The organism is Echinicola jeungdonensis, from assembly GCF_030409905.1.
In the GTDB taxonomy this organism is placed as follows: Bacteria; Bacteroidota; Bacteroidia; order Cytophagales; family Cyclobacteriaceae; genus Echinicola; species Echinicola jeungdonensis.
Genome location: NZ_JAUFQT010000001.1, coordinates 1,700,202 through 1,715,888, shown reverse-complemented (window position 1 = coordinate 1,715,888; position 15,687 = coordinate 1,700,202). Strand labels below are relative to the sequence as shown.

The following is a 15,687-nucleotide window of genomic DNA, read 5'->3' as shown; positions in this document are numbered from 1 at the left end:
CCTACAGTAATTAATCTTTATTGCCTATTTCAAAGCTGTTGATATACCCGATCGGATCTTTTCCATCGTAAGTATTACCATCAATAAAGTCGGATGTTGGTGCTTTATAACCATCTGTTTGTGGGATTTCGGATTCTTCCAGGTGTCCTTCTTCCACCAACAGTTTGGCTGCTTTTTCCCAGATATCGGGACGATAAATATCCTTGATAGTATTGCTGTACCAGTCAGCAGGTTTTTTCTCAGGAATTTGCCCCCATCTTCTCATTTGAGTCAGGAACCAAATACCATCAGAATAGAAAGGATAAGTAGCGTGGTGACGGAAGAATACGTTGAAGTCTTTCATTTCCCTTTTGTCACCTTTTTCAAATTCAAATGTTCCGGTCATGGAGTTGGCGATAACTACAGAGTCGGCACCTACATAAGCTGACTTAGAAAGAATACCCACTGCTTCAGGTCTGTTTCCCGGGGTATCCAACCATTTCCCTGCACGGATCAACGCTTTGGTAACAGCAATGGCAGTGTTTGGATTTTCTTCGATAAACTTCTTGGTCATTACAAACACCTTCTCCGGATTGTTTTTCCAAATGTCATAGTTAGTGGTCACTGGAACTCCGATACCTTTAAATACAGCTTGTTGGTTCCAAGGCTCACCCACACAGTAACCATAAATGGTACCTGCTTCCAAAGTAGCTGGCATCTGCGGCGGAGGAGTTACAGAAAGCAAAACATCTGCATCCACCTGGCCTTGGATATTATCCTCTGTATAAAATCCAGGGTTGATACCGGCAGCACCCAACCAATACCTGATCTCGTAGTTGTGAGTAGATACCGGGAATACCATACCCATTTTAAATGGTCGACCGCTGTTTTTGTATTCTTGAACAACCGGTGCTAGGGCATCCGCTTTGATGGGGTGCTTTGGTTTTCCATCTCCATTGGTTGGCACATTAGGTTTCATTTTAGACCAAACTTCATTGGAAACGGTGATTCCGTTACCATTCAAGTCCATGGAGAAAGGCGTTACTAGCTCCGCTTGTCGGCCAAATCCAGCCCCGGCTGCAATGGGCTGGCCGGCCAACATATGAGAACCATCCAATTGACCGTCGATAACACGGTCCAACACATTTTTCCAGTTTGATTGCGCTTCAATAGTGACATAAAGCCCTTCATCTTCGAAATAGCCAAGTTCTTTGGCAATTGCCAATGGAGCCATATCCGTCAATTTGATGAAGCCAAAAGTCAACTGTGGCTTTTCAATTTCCAGTTGTATGGTCGAGGAACTGGATTCCTCGACCGATTCTGTTGTATTTCCCTTGGTGCCACTCCCTCCACAACTGTAAAGTGTAGAGGCAACAGCTGCCAGGATTGTAATTTTAGCGGTAACTTGCTTGATTGAGAACATACTTGTTTTCTTTATTCTTTTTAATTGAATTATTTAGAAGTAAACAGGGTAGGTTTGAAAGTCAGCATGGTCCAGGCCCAGTTTTGAATGGCTCCTTTGTCACCTCCTCTTAGGGCTTCCATGGTATCGGTAGCGAACATATGAGAATAACCGATGTTCCAGGTCACTCCTTTAGCTAGCTGTTTACCATAAACCAAATCGATTTCAGTTCCCATGGTTTTTTCAAGTTCAGAGCCATCACCGGCAACTTGAGTAGAACCGGTCAGGAATTCATGTGCATGCACCTTCAAAGCACCACCGGCAAAATTGAATTTGGTTTTTAGGTAAAGGTCTGTTACCCCCACTGCTCCATTGGCAGGACCTACGAAGAAGTAATCCATAAAACCGTTATGGGCGTGGTTGGTACCAAAGTCAGGGCTGAAGTTGTTGCTTTTGCCATCAGTAGGATCATCATCACCTGAGATGTATTCCACCCCGAGGGTCAAAGGAGTCACAGGAGTTTTGAAGGTGGCATTTACACCTGCCAACAGGGCACTGATGTCATTTCCTCCCTGTGATCCAGTTTGATAGTAAAAATCTCCGGCCAATTTTACAGCCCCTAAGCTAGTAGACCCAATTGCTCCAAATGTTTGCTTATAAGAAACAGAACTATCTGCGGCATTTTGATACCCTGCATTTAAAGCCAACAAGGAAAGGCTGCTACTTCCAAATCCTTTATTGAACCAGGCAAATTGCATGGTCTTATAGTTTCCACCTACACTATAGAAATCTGCTCCTGGAGCCTGCAAAAAGCCTGGTTCCGCAACATCATCGTCTTGGTTATAAGCAAATCCCAAATGTAGTTTGGTTTTGTTTTCAATACCTTCGTATTGGAAGAGCAAGGCATCATGCCTTCTACCCTGTTGGGCCCATTCCAATCCTCCTAAAAACCTTTGGTTGTCATAGGAAAGAATTTGACGACCCGCCCTTACTGAAAAAGTGGGGGTAAAATAATACTGCCCCCAAGCTTCACTTATAAAAGTTTTGCCATACTCCTCTTTAAAAATCTGGGAAGTTTCTCCCCAAATTCTAATGTCTTGCAGAGCCAATTTGAATTTGAATTTATCGTCCATATAATCCATATACAATCTGGATCTTTGCTCTGTAAAGAAAGCGGGATCTTTACTTTCATCGGTCAAAGTCTTAAAACCATTTCTGAATTCAGATCTGGGTCGGACTTCAGCCGATAGGGTGAATTGAGCTGTCGCCTTATAAGCGATAAGGCAAACCAAAATTGAAGTGAGGTAAATAAATTTTTTCATGATAGATTGTTTAGTTGCTTTCGGTTGACTTACGTAACTCGAGTTATTTAAATAAGTATTATTACGTATTTGTTTTACAAACTTACGGGGGAGGGCTTGGGGATAATATGATATCGCACAGGTAATAACCGCTTTTTTACCCATAAAAAAACCTGCCATATGGCAGGTTATAAAAAATATATATATTTAAAATATTACTAAATAGGTTTAGCTATCAAGAAAGAAATTGTGGTCGGAGATCTCCTTACTAAGTAATTCTACGTTTTTTATACCTAGTTTTTTTCCGGATGATACTATTAGGCCTTCTTTTTTCAAAGCAGAAATAACGCGAATGACCTGTTCATCGTTTGTCCCTGCAAAATCAGCAATTTCTTTTCTGGACAATTGTATATTGAGATAGCCCTTATTTTGGCCAAATTTTCGGTTGATATATAATAATGCATCAATGACCTTTTCCCTCACCGTCATTTGGGCAAACTTCTTTACCTTGGTCTCACTTCGGTTCAGCTCTTCCGCATAAAAAGACATCAAATCAAAAGTTAAGGAAGGGATTTTGTGCAGCATCTCATTCAATGTATCTGTATTGAAGTTACAAAGTTGAGTATCTTCCAATGCTACAGCACTGATTTGGTAAAAATGTCCTGCACCAAAACCTCGGTGACCAATTATTTCTCCGTCCCTGGCTAAGCGAACGATTTGTTCTTTACCATTCAAACCCGTTTTAGCCACTTTCACCTTGCCCTTTTTTACAAAGTACAAACCATGGACCGGAGCCCCTTCAATAATGAAATTTTGACCTTTTTTACAGGTCATGCTGTGCTTTCTGTCAATGTATTCCGCCATCTCGCTTAGATGATGGCTTTTCTTTATGATACAATTTTCATTGGGACATAAAGCACATTCAGACTTCGGACTAGTCATAATCAAAATATTAATTTACGTAAATATACGTATTTTTTATTAAAACCCCATTAAGTACCTGGAATCCTTTTTTACCTAACATCCTATCTTTGAATTTCTTACAGAAAAAATGGGATCTGGTGGGATCAACGTTCCTAATGAACTGGCTGGAAAACGCTTCAAGTTTTTTTGACCTTGATACCTTTATAAAGAATATCAAGATTTCATTTAGCATTCCTTTGAAATTATATTCTATTATTGAACAATAAAGTCTGAAATTTAACCTACTTCCTTCAAATCCGTTTTAAAACTTGAAGCGACTCTGATCAAATCTTTCTTATGAAAATCAAATTGATTTCATCCTTTATCCTTTCCTGGATAATTGCCTTTTCACTCACATCCTGTGAGGAGACCTCCTGGAAAGCAGGAGTTCCTGATTGTGTTATTTCAAAAATAAAAACCATTTCACAGCAGGAAGTCAGCAATCCTCCTACAGAGGTTTGGAAATGGGAGGTGGATGGTCAAACATATTATTATTTCACCTCACCTTGTTGTGACCAATTCGACTACCTCTATGATGGCGAATGTCAGCAGGTTTGTGCGCCCGATGGAGGAATCACCGGCCAAGGTGATGGAAATTGCCCTGATTTTGAAGGTGAAATTGAAAAGACTTTGATTTGGAAAGATGAGCGCCAATCAAAACGAGGAGTTGGGGATAGCAATTTTTATCCCAAATATAGCACTCTGGGTATTAAGGTTTAATTTTTATCCTCCTTACTATGATGTTCCATTGTCTCCAGCCTTGGACCCATTCGCTTCCAAGACTTTAAGTTTTGTTGTTTTTTATTACTTCTCATGATCCATTTTATCAATCGATTTTTCCGGGAAAATCCATAAATTAGGCTAGCCTTATATACACCCAATTATGAGCCTTCCCTTTAAACGCAAAATTTCCCTAACCGGAAATATTGGATTCAGCCAATTAAAGACAAGCTCCCCTTCAGAGTATGCTGCAGGAATCCCCGGTGTTTGGGCAGCCTTGGATCATGCCCGAAAAGAAATGGGGTTGATCCGGTCTATCCAAACACTTTCTAAAATGAATCAAAAGGATGGTTTTGACTGTCCTGGCTGTGCCTGGCCGGATCCTGATCATAGATCAAAATTGGGAGAGTACTGCGAAAACGGAGCAAAAGCTTTAGCAGAGGAAGCTACCTCGAAAAAGGTGGATGCAGCTTTTTTTGATCAATATTCCGTAGAAGAGCTTTCAAATTGGACGGATTTTGAAATTGGGAAAAGTGGAAGGTTGACCCAACCTTTTATTTTGCGCCCTGGAAAGGTGCATTATGAACCCATCCATTGGGAAGAGGCTTTTAATGAAATTGGAGTGCAACTGAAGCAATTACCTCATCCAGATGAAGCCATTTTTTATACCTCTGGTAGGTCAAGTAATGAGGCGGCCTTTTTATATGGACTGTTCATCAGGGCTTTTGGTACCAATAATATGCCGGACTGTTCTAATATGTGCCATGAATCAAGCGGGGTTGGACTTAAAGAAACTTTAGGAATAGGCAAAGGGTCTGTGACTTTAGAAGATTTTCCTGAGGCCGAGGTTATCATTGTTATTGGCCAAAACCCCGGCACCAATCACCCCAGAATGCTTTCTGCATTGGAAAAATGTAAAAACCAAGGTGGTAAAATAATCACTATCAACCCATTGGAGGAAGCAGGACTATTAAAATTCAAAAATCCACAAGAATGGAATGGCTTGATAGGTTCGGGCACAAAATTGACCGACCTATTTCTCCAAGTCAAAATCAACCAGGATGTAGCCCTCCTGAAAGCCATTATGAAAGGGCTGAAAAAGCTTCACATGGAAGGGAAGGCTGTTTTCGATGAAAATTTTATTCAAGACTATACTTCGGGTTTTCAAGGGCTTATGGATGATTTGGATCAATATGATATTGGAGACCTGTTGGAGTGCTGCGGAGTTTCTGGGGAAAAGGTAGAAGAAGCGGTTCAAATGCTTAGCAATAAATCAAGAATTATCATTTGTTGGGCCATGGGATTGACCCAGCATAAAAATGGGGTTGAAAACGTTAAAGAATGTGTCAATCTGTTATTGCTAAAAGGTAGCATTGGTAAAAAAGGAGCAGGAACTTGTCCCGTAAGAGGCCATAGTAATGTGCAGGGAGATCGTACCGTAGGCATCATGCACCATGTTTCTCCCTCATTGAATCAATCCCTAAAAAAGGTTTTTGGATTTGATCCACCTGAAAAAGAAGGCCTAGATACGGTAAAAGCCATTCAGGCTATGCATGAAAAAAAAGCGAAAGTATTTATCGCTTTGGGAGGAAATTTTTTATCTGCTTCCCCTGATACAGTTTACACGGCTCAAGCTTTAGAAAACTGTGAGCTCACTGTATCCATAAGCACAAAATTGAACCGAAGCCACCTTGTTACGGGAAAAACAGCCATTATTCTCCCTGCTTTAGCCAGGTCTGAAGCGGATAAGGAAAATGGGCAGTTAAGATACGTAACGGTGGAAAACAGTATGGGAAAAGTACACCGTTCGCAGGGGAAATTTGAACCGGCAAGCAAAAATTTATTAAGTGAACCAGAAATTGTCGCAGGAATAGCTTCAGCCTTTTTTGGAAATAACAGCCCCATAAATTGGCATCAGTTTGGATCTGATTATGATTTGCTCAGGGCAAAAATGGAAGAGGTTCTGGATGGATTTGAAGATTATTCCAAAAGATCAGAAAATTTGGGATTTTACCTTCCAAACAATTCCCGCGAAGGTGATTTTTCAAAATTACCGGGTGGAAAAGCCTCTTTTTCCATTTGCAGCCTTCCGGAACATAAAATGGAAAAAGATGATCTTTTGTTGATGACCATTCGCTCCCATGATCAATTTAACACCACCATTTATGGCTTGGATGATCGGTACCGGGGCATTTTTAATGAAAGAAGGGTGGTTTTTATGAACCAAAATGATATGGATGATAGGGGTCTGAAAAATCAGGAGATTGTGGATTTGGTTTCCTCCTACGAGGGCCAGGAAAGATTGGCCCAAAATTTTAAAGTAATTCCCTATAAAATCCCCCAAGGTAACCTGGCAGCCTATTTTCCTGAAACTAATATTTTGGTTCCGGTAAACCATTTTGCAGACAAAAGCCAAACACCCATAAGCAAATCCATAATTGTAAAGGTGAGAAAATTGAACCGAGGGTAAAACCCATGATTTACCGAATTAAAGATTAATCCCTTATTTTTGGAAAAAGAAAAGTGACGGTGGCTTTATGGAGGAAAAATTGGTCAGAATAAATAAATTTTTGAGTGAAGTGGGATATTGTTCCCGTAGGATGGCGGATACGCTTTTAGAAGAAGGACGGATTACCGTTAATGGAAAAGTCCCTGAAAAGGGAACCAAAATCAACCCAGAAAGTGAAGTTAGGGTGGATGGAAATTTGGTATCCAAGCCCAAAGAAGAATTTATTTATTTAGCTTTTAATAAGCCGGTAGGAATCGTTAGTACTACAGATACCAAAGGGGAAAAGGATAATATCATTGATTATATCAATCATCCAAAAAGGATTTTTCCTATTGGGCGATTGGACAAAGCAAGTGAAGGATTAATATTCCTCACCAATGACGGGGATATTGTGAACAAAATCTTGAGGGCCAGAAATAACCATGAAAAGGAATATATTGTAACGGTCAATAAACCTATCAATCAACGCTTTGTCAATAGGATGTCCAATGGCATTCCGATTTTGGGAAGGAAGACCCGCAAGTGCAAAGTAGAAGCCCTCGGAAAATTCAAATTCAAAATAGTCCTTACCCAAGGGCTTAACAGACAAATCAGAAGGATGTGTGCCTATTTGGATTATGAGGTGGTCAAATTAAAAAGAACCCGAATCATGAATATTCCATTGGATGTTCCGGTTGGGAAATGGAGGTATCTTACTCCAACTGAAATGAAGGAAATTAATCGATTGGTAGCTGGTTCTTCCAAAACCCATAATGATTGAAATATAAAATCCATTTTTTTGATAACCATATGCCATATCAATGGAAAAAATCAGGGAATATTTCCAAAAGGAAGTTCAAATTACTGATGAGGATTGGAAAATCTTTTCCTCTAAACTCAAAAAAAGGGAATTTGGATCCCAACAAATAATCCTCCCCCTTGGAAAAGTGGAAAACCACCTTTCTTTTATTGAAACGGGTATGGTTCGTTATTATATTCCTGGAGAGGAAAATGAGAGCACCTTTGGATTTAGCTTTGAAAATGAATTTATGAGCGCATATGATTCTTTTTTGACCCAAAGCCCCAGCATTTACCAAATAGAAACCCTTTCCCCAACCCTTCTTTGGCAATTAACTTACTATGATTTGCAGGAAGTGTACGCAAATACCTCTATTGGTAATGTATTGGGCCGATTTGCGGCTGAAGGACTTTTCCTGAAAAAATCCAAAAGGGAACTGTCATTGCTCAATGAGTCAGCCACAGAAAGATACCTGAATTTGTTTAAGGACCGCCCCGCCTTAATCCGTCAAATCCCCCTTAAATATATTGCAAGCTATATTGGGATTACTCCCCAGGCATTGAGCCGGATTCGCAAACAAATTTCTTAACATAGGTTCATTGTATGAATTACCATTTGACTAGAAATTTGGGGTAAACAAAATGAAAAATTATGAAACCCTTTTTTGTCCTGTTAAGCATATTTTTACTGTTAATTTTTTTTCAATGGCTCAGAAATAAAAGGGTCAATTGGGCTTTAGCCGGTAGAATTGCCATTTCTGGAATGTTGGCATTTACTTCCATGGGACATTTTATGTTCACCGAAGGAATGGCTAAAATGATTCCTGAACCTGTCCCAATGAAAATTCCTATTATTTGGATGACTGGCATTCTTGAACTAGCTGCAGCAATAGGATTGCATTTGAAAAATTGGAGAAAAACAACCTCTTGGCTCTTAATCCTTTTTTTTATATTAATCCTACCAGCCAATATCAATGCAGCAATGGAAAATTTAAATTTTCAATCTGGGGCAAATGATGGACCTGGAACTGTTTATCTATGGTTCAGAATTCCTTTTCAATTGCTTTTGATTTTCTGGGTTTATTTTTTTTCCCTTCGGCCTGAAATTGATAAAAAGAAATTGCCTGTTAAAACGGATTAAAAACTATTGTCCTAGTTAGAGGCTATTTTTTCTTTTTTAAGGTGTAACTATAACCATATGTGAAGCAGATAAAAAACCTATTTTTTACTTTAATGCGTATTTTTTGATAAATTATATAGGCAAAATTCACCCTAAAAATTTAACCATATGATAAATATTATCATTCCTTTCCAGGTTAAAACCCAATCTCTTGAAAAGGTTCATTCCATTATTGGTGATTTTCTATTGGAAATTCAAAAAAATGAGCCCGGAACGCTTTTATACAAATCCTTTCAACAAAAGGATGATCCATCAAAATTTATCCATGTTATGACGTTTAAAGATGAGGCGGCTCAATTGTACCATAGACAATCCACCCACTGCAAAAAATTTGTCGATGCACTTTACCCTTTATGTGAAATGGATCCTCAACCCACATTTTATCATGAAATAATTGCCAACACAACTAAATAAAACCATTTCATTTTCAACCAATGAAGAGGATACAGTTATTTGAATGGGAGGATTTAAATTGGTTCCCTCGATTTTTGAGGGACTATGAAAGGGATTTTTTAAGCTTTCTGGGAAATGTCACTCCCATGTATGAGCCAATTTTGCCAATCATCATGAAAGGCCTAATTAAATTGCCCCAACCTCAAATCATTGATCTGGGATCGGGTTCTGGTGGGGGTTGGTTCAGGTTAAATCAAATTTTGAAATCCCAAATTGAGAACCTAAAAATCAACTTATCTGACTATTTCCCAAATGAAAAGGCTTTTAAAAAAATAAATGAACTGCAGGAAAACATAAATTACATTACATATCCGGTAGATGCCCGGGATGTTCCGGAAAATTTAAAGGGATTAAGAACTCTTTTTCTAACTTTTCACCATTTTAATCCGTCAGATGCATCTAAAATATTACAGAATGCTGTTGATCAGCAATGCCCCATTGCCATTTTTGAAGGACAGGACAGAAGCCTAAAAAGTTTATTTGCTATGTTCATTTCCCCTATCACCGTTCTCCTTGTCACCCCATTCATTCGACCCTTTAAATGGAAAAGATTGTTGTTTACTTATTTGCTTCCAATTATCCCCTTGATCATATGGTGGGATGGATTGGTTTCATCTTTTCGCACTTATTCCCTTTCAGAAATGGAAAATTTGATCAAGAATTTAAAAAATGGTGATCAAATGAATTGGGAAATGGCAAAAGTCAAATCAGGGCCAGGTATCATTATTTACTTGCTTGGATTACCTAAGAGGTGATTTCAATAAAAAGACATTAGTTTGAAGACAAAAAACGGGTACAAAATACCCAGTATTATGCACAAAGATTCAAATGAATTCATTTTTAAGGTGATTGCAAATCACCTTTAGGGAGGGATCGGGATTTCAAATCCCGACCAGCTCCAAATAATCAGGAAATTGCTTTGAATTTCTTAATAGCTCATTTTTAATTTCCCTTTGCTCTTTTATCTAAAGAAAGGGGCTCAAAACAAAACGGGAAGTGGATTACTACCAGCTTCCTCCGGCTCCGCCACCACCGAAGCCACCTCCACCGAAGCCACCAAAGCTTCCACCCCCACCGCCGAAGTTTCCACCTCCGGAGGAGAAGTTACCAAAGCCACCCCCACGACTGCTTCCGCCAAGGAGATTCATCAGCATTAAGGAGGTAAACATGTCCACACCACCTCCGCGGCCTCCCATATGGTTATTATTATCATTACGGTTTTTGAGAAATGGCAGAATAATAAAGATGAAAATAAAAATCCCAAAAAGGATTAGAGCACCTCTATTATTTCCTTTACTTTCGATCATTTCCGCATCGTACTCACCTTCGGCCAACTTTATCACCATATCAGTAGCTTGGTTCAGACCTTCAAAATAGGCCTCCCTTTTAAAGGCAGGGACAATAACATTGTCCACCAACCGATTGGCGATTGCATCCGGGACAGCTCCTTCCATTCCATAACCAGTAGCTATAAAAACTTTATGGTCCTTCATAGCGGCCAGGATCAATAAACCATTGTCTTTACCTTCTTGCCCAATTCCCCATTTTTCCCCGAGCTGGAAGGCATAATCACCAATATCATATTGGCCTACAGATTGGAGCAAAACCACTGCTATCTGGGTTGAGGTAGTATCATAATAAGCCTCGAGTTTGTTTTCAAGGGCTTGATTTTCTGCCTGTGAAAGCGATTGGGTAAAATCATTGACTAGACGGGGTGGTGAAGGTTTTTCTGGGAAATCCCCTTGCGCCAAAATGGGAAGTGTAAATAAAAAAAGTAAAGCAGTAAGCAGGAAAACCGGTTTAAAGGTATTATTATCCAAAAGATATTTCATCAGAGAGTTCGTTTTCATCACTGTCCTCATCATAAGGAAAATGTTCCTTAAGTTCTTTTCCGGACAATTCTATGCCACGGATGAGGCCTTGTGCAAATTTTTTTTCTTTAAAGTTTTTGATCATTTCTTCTTTAATGGAGTCCCAAAAATCCTCGGGAACAACTGCATTGATGCCTTTGTCCCCTAATATGGCAAATTTATGGTCTTCCACGGCCAGGTAAAAGAGCACCCCATTTCTCAGTTTTGTTTTGTGCATCTTAAGTTTCTCAAAAACATCAGCTGCCCGGTCCAAAACATTTCCTTTACAATGGCTTTCCAAATGAACTTGGATTTCCCCAGAAGTCTCCATTTCGGCTGCCTTAATGGCATCGACAATGGATTTTTTTTCTTTGTCAGTAAATAGTTTTTCAGCCATAATAGTTGAATTTAGTTCCGCCAGCTATAGGCGCTGGCGGAAAAATAATTTCTTTTAAAATTCCACAGAAGGAGCATTTTCCGCACCCTCTGTGGCTTCAAAATAACCTTTTTGGTCAAATCCGTACCAGTCTGCAAAGAGGTTATTGGGGAAAGTCCTCAAATTTGAATTATAAGCCTGTACGGATTGGTTGAATTTCCTTCTGGCCACTGAAATCCTGTTTTCGGTACCTTCCAATTGGGCCTGGAGATCCAGGAAGTTTTGATTGGCTTTTAGGTTGGGATATCGCTCCACAGTCACCAATAAGCGACTTAGACTGCCACTCAATTGATCTTGAGCTTGTTGGAATTGAGCTATTTTATCTGGACTCAGATTATTGGCATCAATATTTACAGATGTAGCTTTGGCCCTTGCATTGATGACACCCTCCAAAGTCTCCTGCTCAAAATCTGCATATCCCTTTACTGTATTGACCAGATTTGGGATAAGGTCTGATCTTCTTTGATACTGGGTTTCCACTTCTGCCCATTGGCCTTTGATATTTTCTTCCGTTTTAACAAATTGGTTGTAAGTACCCACCGCTTTGGTGTACACAAAAATGCCGACAACGGCAATAATCAGAATTGGAATAATTGCTTTTTTCATAATCTATTAAATACGTTGCTCGAATTTAGATAATATCACGGAAAAGAGTTAGAAGGGTTGGGGAAAATTCAATTTGATTAGCTTAATTGTCAAATAAAGTATTTTGTTTTGCTGTAGTATCCTGAGAAGGCTTCATATTTTTCAAAAATACCCAAAAGGTTGATCCCTCATTCACTTCACTTTCTATTTCTATTTTACCATCGTGGACCCTGAGTTGTTCCCTTACCAAATATAGCCCCAGGCCTTTGCCCTCAATATGTGAATGGAACCTTTGATATAGGCCGAATAACCTGTCCTTATACCTTTCCAAATCAATTCCAATTCCATTGTCAGAAAAAGAAAGCACACAGTAGTCATCCTGCATTCGAGTGGTAATTTGAATTTCAGGAACCCTGTCGGGATGGCGGTATTTGATGGAATTGGTCATAAAATTGAGCAAAAAGTTTTCCAAATGCGCATATACGTAATTGATTTCTTTAACCTGGGAAAAATCCTTTTTAATTTTTACCTGGGTATCTGAAATTTGTTTGAAAAGGCTTTTTTCAACATTGTGTACCAATTGGGAAAAGGATATGGTTTCAATTTTTGGAATTTTCTGTTTCCGGATGGAAATCACTTCGATCAAATCATTAAGGGTCGTATTGAGTATGGAAGTGGAAACTTTGAGATTTTTAATAACCTCTTGGTTATCAGGGTCATTAAGATTTTCATAATTAAGCATCTCCAACAAGGCGGTAATATTTACAATAGGCGCCCTGAGGTTATGGGATACTATATAAGCAAAACGCTGCAACTCTTCATTATGGGATTTAAGGTCTTGGATCAACCTTTCTCTTTCACATTCGGCTTCCTTTATTTCACTAATATTTTGGGTTACAAGTAAAACCCGGTCTATTTCCCCGGCATTATTTTGAAGAGGCACTCCAAATTTCAGGTAATGCTGTCCCCCATAAGAAATCTCGTAAGTGACCGTTTGATTGTTAAAAACTTTATCAAGGTAATATTTGGCTTTTTGCGCTGTATTAGGACAGAATTTAGAAAAATGGTTTTCCCCAATTAAATCTGCAGGATTAATATTTTCTTTTTCATATTCCTTTCCTTCCGTATAAATATATCTGAAATTTTTGTCCAAAACGTCTACAGTTCCTTGGGGGAAGTTTTCTGCAATGCTCCTATAAAGTTGCTCAGATTCCCGAAGCTCTTTTTCGTACTTCAACCTTTGCAATTCCGCTCCCGTACGGTCTCCCAATATGGTAATGATATTGCTTACCCCAATTTGGTTTTGGATAGGTTGGGTATCCATTAAGGTTAATATCCCAATCTTCTTTCCAGATTTGTCCTTTATGGCAATAGATCCATAAGATTGAATCTTGTGCTCAATGAGAAAATGATCATCTGGATATTTCTCTGCCACGTTTTCACAAATCATCGTTACTTCATCATTGGAAGCAATGGATTTCATGCATGGGGTTCCAACCAGTGAATATTTGAAATTTGGAATGATTTTCCCCCCTTTCGCTACTGCGATGGTTTTGATAGATTCGGTATTAGGCTCAAATTCTCCTATAAGACAAAACTCCAAATTAAGTTTAATGGAAAGCAATTTGACCACCTCCTCAAAAAAATCCACCTCATTAAATTGAGCTGATATTTCGGCTACCCGGCTCAGAACCTGATTGGTAAATTCCTTCTCTGTGATATCTTCCAAAGTAGCTTGATAACCTGTTTCATGATCGGTCTTTTCAACCATCAACTTTATATAAAAGAAGCTATTGGAAAAATCGGAAATATAGGGGCCTTCATAAAAACCCGACCCTGTATTAAAAGCATCTTTGAAAGCATTGAAAAGGGGTTGCTTATCCTGGTAATCCAGGATATTTTTCCCCAAAATCATGCTTTCATTAGTAATACCGAATTTTTTGATAAAAGATTGGTTAACGCTGGTAATTTTACCCTCAGTATCCAAGTGCAAAATGGAAAGCGGGGTATTGTCATAAATGGATTTGTACCTTAGAAAATTTAACTGGGCTTCCTCCTCCTTTTGCTTGGTATAAGTTACATCAACAATAAACCCAGCCCAAATTCCTTCCTGGGTATATTGATGCAGTCGATTGGCAGCCCCATAAAGCCATTTGATTTTTCCATTAGGTAAGACGATTCTAAAATAATTCTCAAATTTGGAATCTGTTTCTATCGCATTCTTATCCGCCTCAATCAATTTCCCCAAATCCTCGGGATGAACCATTTCCATCAACTTTTCATAATCCTTTCCAAAATCTTTCGGTTCTACCTCTAAAAGTTGATAAATCCCCTCACTGAGAAAAATAAATTGATGGCTGCCAAGATCCTTGGTTTTCAGCATATAGACCGCCCCAGGTACAACTCCGGTGAGTTGATTTAACTTGAACTGGTTTTCGGCGAGGTCCTCCTCTATCTCCTTGAGTTGGGAAATATCCTTGATCATTCCAATGACCATTTTTTTGCCCGTATTCTCATTGAAGAAAGTTCTTGCCGTATCCTGGACATAAATATATTGTCCGTTCTTGTGACGCATACGGTAAACTACTTCACAAACACTTTTTGCTAAAAATTCCGATTCAAATCCTGTATACAAGGATGGTAAATCTTCCTGATGTATAAATTCACCCCAGTCTAGAATACATACCCTCTTGAATTCTTCAAGGGAGTAGCCTAGTATTTCTTTGATGGCACCTGACCAATTGATCCTTTTATCCCCAACTTCATGCTCATAATAAATCACCCCTGAATTGGCGCGGATAAGCTGTTCCTTATCTTCATTAAAATAATTTGTTTGGTCATTTTCATCAATGGTATAGCATATGCTGATCAATTCATACCCTTGATAAAGCTCTTCCTTTTTGAGTATAATATGATCTGGATATACCACTAACTGGTCCGTCCCTTTTGATTTCAAAAAGGAACTAATGGATTCCTTTTTCAGAAAATGAAATTTTAATTCAAGGAAATTGGCAAGATCAGAAGTGTTTTTGGGTCTTACTGAAGCAATATCTTCCTTATTGAAATAAACAGTTTTCCCATCTGGGTGAATGATCCATTGTAAATTTATTTCTGGATTAAAAGCTACCGGAGCAATTAATAAATTGACAAGGCAGTTTTGTTCGGGGTTTTCGGATAAGGTATATCCAGATATATTGACCTTTTGAAAAATATGGGGTTCGGAAAATAAAAAAGTTTCCAGGGCTTTTTCTCTTTTTGCCGATTGAAACAAAGTTTCCAATGCCGGCCTTTCAAGGGTTGGGAAAACGCTATCAAAATGTTCTAGACAATCTTTCTTCTTGTCCAAAACATTCCCCAATCTCTCAAAAGCAGGTGATATGTGCAATAAATCAAAATCGCAAAAGGAATTTCTTTTCAGTGTAAGGAGTATATTTTGTTGAATTGCTCCAGAATTTATTGCCATGATGAGATAAGAAAGTTGAGGGAATTAAGGATCAAATATAATTTAATCCCCTTATTAAAAGAACAAAAT

Annotated in this window: 14 protein-coding genes; 7 read left to right on the top strand and 7 right to left on the bottom strand. The window is 38.8% G+C overall.

The genetic code is table 11. The features are described from left to right. Positions 1-10 precede the first annotated feature (10 nt). From QWY93_RS07345 to QWY93_RS07335, 3 genes are all read right to left on the bottom strand, one after another. Positions 11-1,402 (bottom strand): CmpA/NrtA family ABC transporter substrate-binding protein, encoded by a 1,392-nt coding sequence (locus QWY93_RS07345; RefSeq protein WP_290247529.1) that lies wholly within the window; start codon positions 1,400-1,402, stop codon positions 11-13. A gap of 29 nt (positions 1,403-1,431) precedes the next feature. Further along, positions 1,432-2,703, bottom strand: a complete 1,272-nt coding sequence (locus QWY93_RS07340; RefSeq protein WP_290247528.1) for an alginate export family protein — start codon at positions 2,701-2,703, stop codon at positions 1,432-1,434. 207 nt (positions 2,704-2,910) lie between these two features. Then, entirely contained in the window at positions 2,911-3,546 is a 636-nt protein-coding gene (locus QWY93_RS07335) for a Crp/Fnr family transcriptional regulator (RefSeq protein ID WP_290247527.1), read from the bottom strand. Between the two features lie 396 nt (positions 3,547-3,942). Between QWY93_RS07335 and QWY93_RS07330 the strand changes: the two genes are divergently transcribed. The 7 genes from QWY93_RS07330 (at position 3,943) to QWY93_RS07300 (ending at position 10,039) form a co-directional block, all read left to right on the top strand. Continuing rightward, on the top strand, positions 3,943-4,365 hold the full coding sequence (locus tag QWY93_RS07330; protein ID WP_290247526.1) for a DUF6970 domain-containing protein: 423 nt from the start codon (positions 3,943-3,945) through the stop codon (positions 4,363-4,365). A gap of 163 nt (positions 4,366-4,528) precedes the next feature. After that, on the top strand, positions 4,529-6,835 hold the full coding sequence (locus QWY93_RS07325) for an FdhF/YdeP family oxidoreductase (protein ID WP_290247525.1): 2,307 nt from the start codon (positions 4,529-4,531) through the stop codon (positions 6,833-6,835). A gap of 67 nt (positions 6,836-6,902) precedes the next feature. Then, the gene (rluF, locus tag QWY93_RS07320) at positions 6,903-7,634 is read left to right on the top strand and encodes a 23S rRNA pseudouridine(2604) synthase RluF (protein ID WP_290247524.1); all 732 of its coding nucleotides are present in this window, start codon (positions 6,903-6,905) and stop codon (positions 7,632-7,634) included. 40 nt (positions 7,635-7,674) lie between these two features. Next, positions 7,675-8,241 (top strand): Crp/Fnr family transcriptional regulator, encoded by a 567-nt coding sequence (locus tag QWY93_RS07315; RefSeq protein ID WP_290247523.1) that lies wholly within the window; start codon positions 7,675-7,677, stop codon positions 8,239-8,241. A gap of 62 nt (positions 8,242-8,303) precedes the next feature. Beyond that, positions 8,304-8,792 carry a DoxX family protein gene (locus QWY93_RS07310; RefSeq protein WP_290247522.1) on the top strand — a complete coding sequence of 163 codons (489 nt, stop codon included), beginning with the start codon at positions 8,304-8,306 and terminating at the stop codon, positions 8,790-8,792. Between the two features lie 147 nt (positions 8,793-8,939). After that, entirely contained in the window at positions 8,940-9,245 is a 306-nt protein-coding gene (locus tag QWY93_RS07305) for a putative quinol monooxygenase (protein WP_290247521.1), read from the top strand. Positions 9,246-9,397: 152 nt separating this feature from the next. Continuing rightward, positions 9,398-10,039, top strand: coding sequence for a hypothetical protein (locus QWY93_RS07300; RefSeq protein ID WP_290247520.1), 642 nt, complete (start codon positions 9,398-9,400; stop codon positions 10,037-10,039). Between the two features lie 249 nt (positions 10,040-10,288). Here the strand turns inward: QWY93_RS07300 and QWY93_RS07295 are convergent, their stop codons facing one another. The 4 genes from QWY93_RS07295 to QWY93_RS07280 all read right to left on the bottom strand — a co-directional run bounded on the left by QWY93_RS07295 (position 10,289) and on the right by QWY93_RS07280 (position 15,618). Further along, complete coding sequence (locus QWY93_RS07295) at positions 10,289-11,116, bottom strand: TPM domain-containing protein (RefSeq protein ID WP_290247519.1); 828 nt, start codon at positions 11,114-11,116, stop codon at positions 10,289-10,291. Then, on the bottom strand, positions 11,097-11,531 hold the full coding sequence (locus QWY93_RS07290; protein ID WP_290247518.1) for a TPM domain-containing protein: 435 nt from the start codon (positions 11,529-11,531) through the stop codon (positions 11,097-11,099). Before QWY93_RS07290 ends, QWY93_RS07295 begins: the two co-directional genes overlap by 20 nt. 54 nt (positions 11,532-11,585) lie before the next feature. Further along, entirely contained in the window at positions 11,586-12,176 is a 591-nt protein-coding gene (locus QWY93_RS07285) for a LemA family protein (protein WP_290247517.1), read from the bottom strand. Between the two features lie 82 nt (positions 12,177-12,258). Beyond that, on the bottom strand, positions 12,259-15,618 hold the full coding sequence (locus QWY93_RS07280) for a PAS domain-containing protein (RefSeq protein ID WP_290247516.1): 3,360 nt from the start codon (positions 15,616-15,618) through the stop codon (positions 12,259-12,261). Positions 15,619-15,687: the final 69 nt, after the last annotated feature.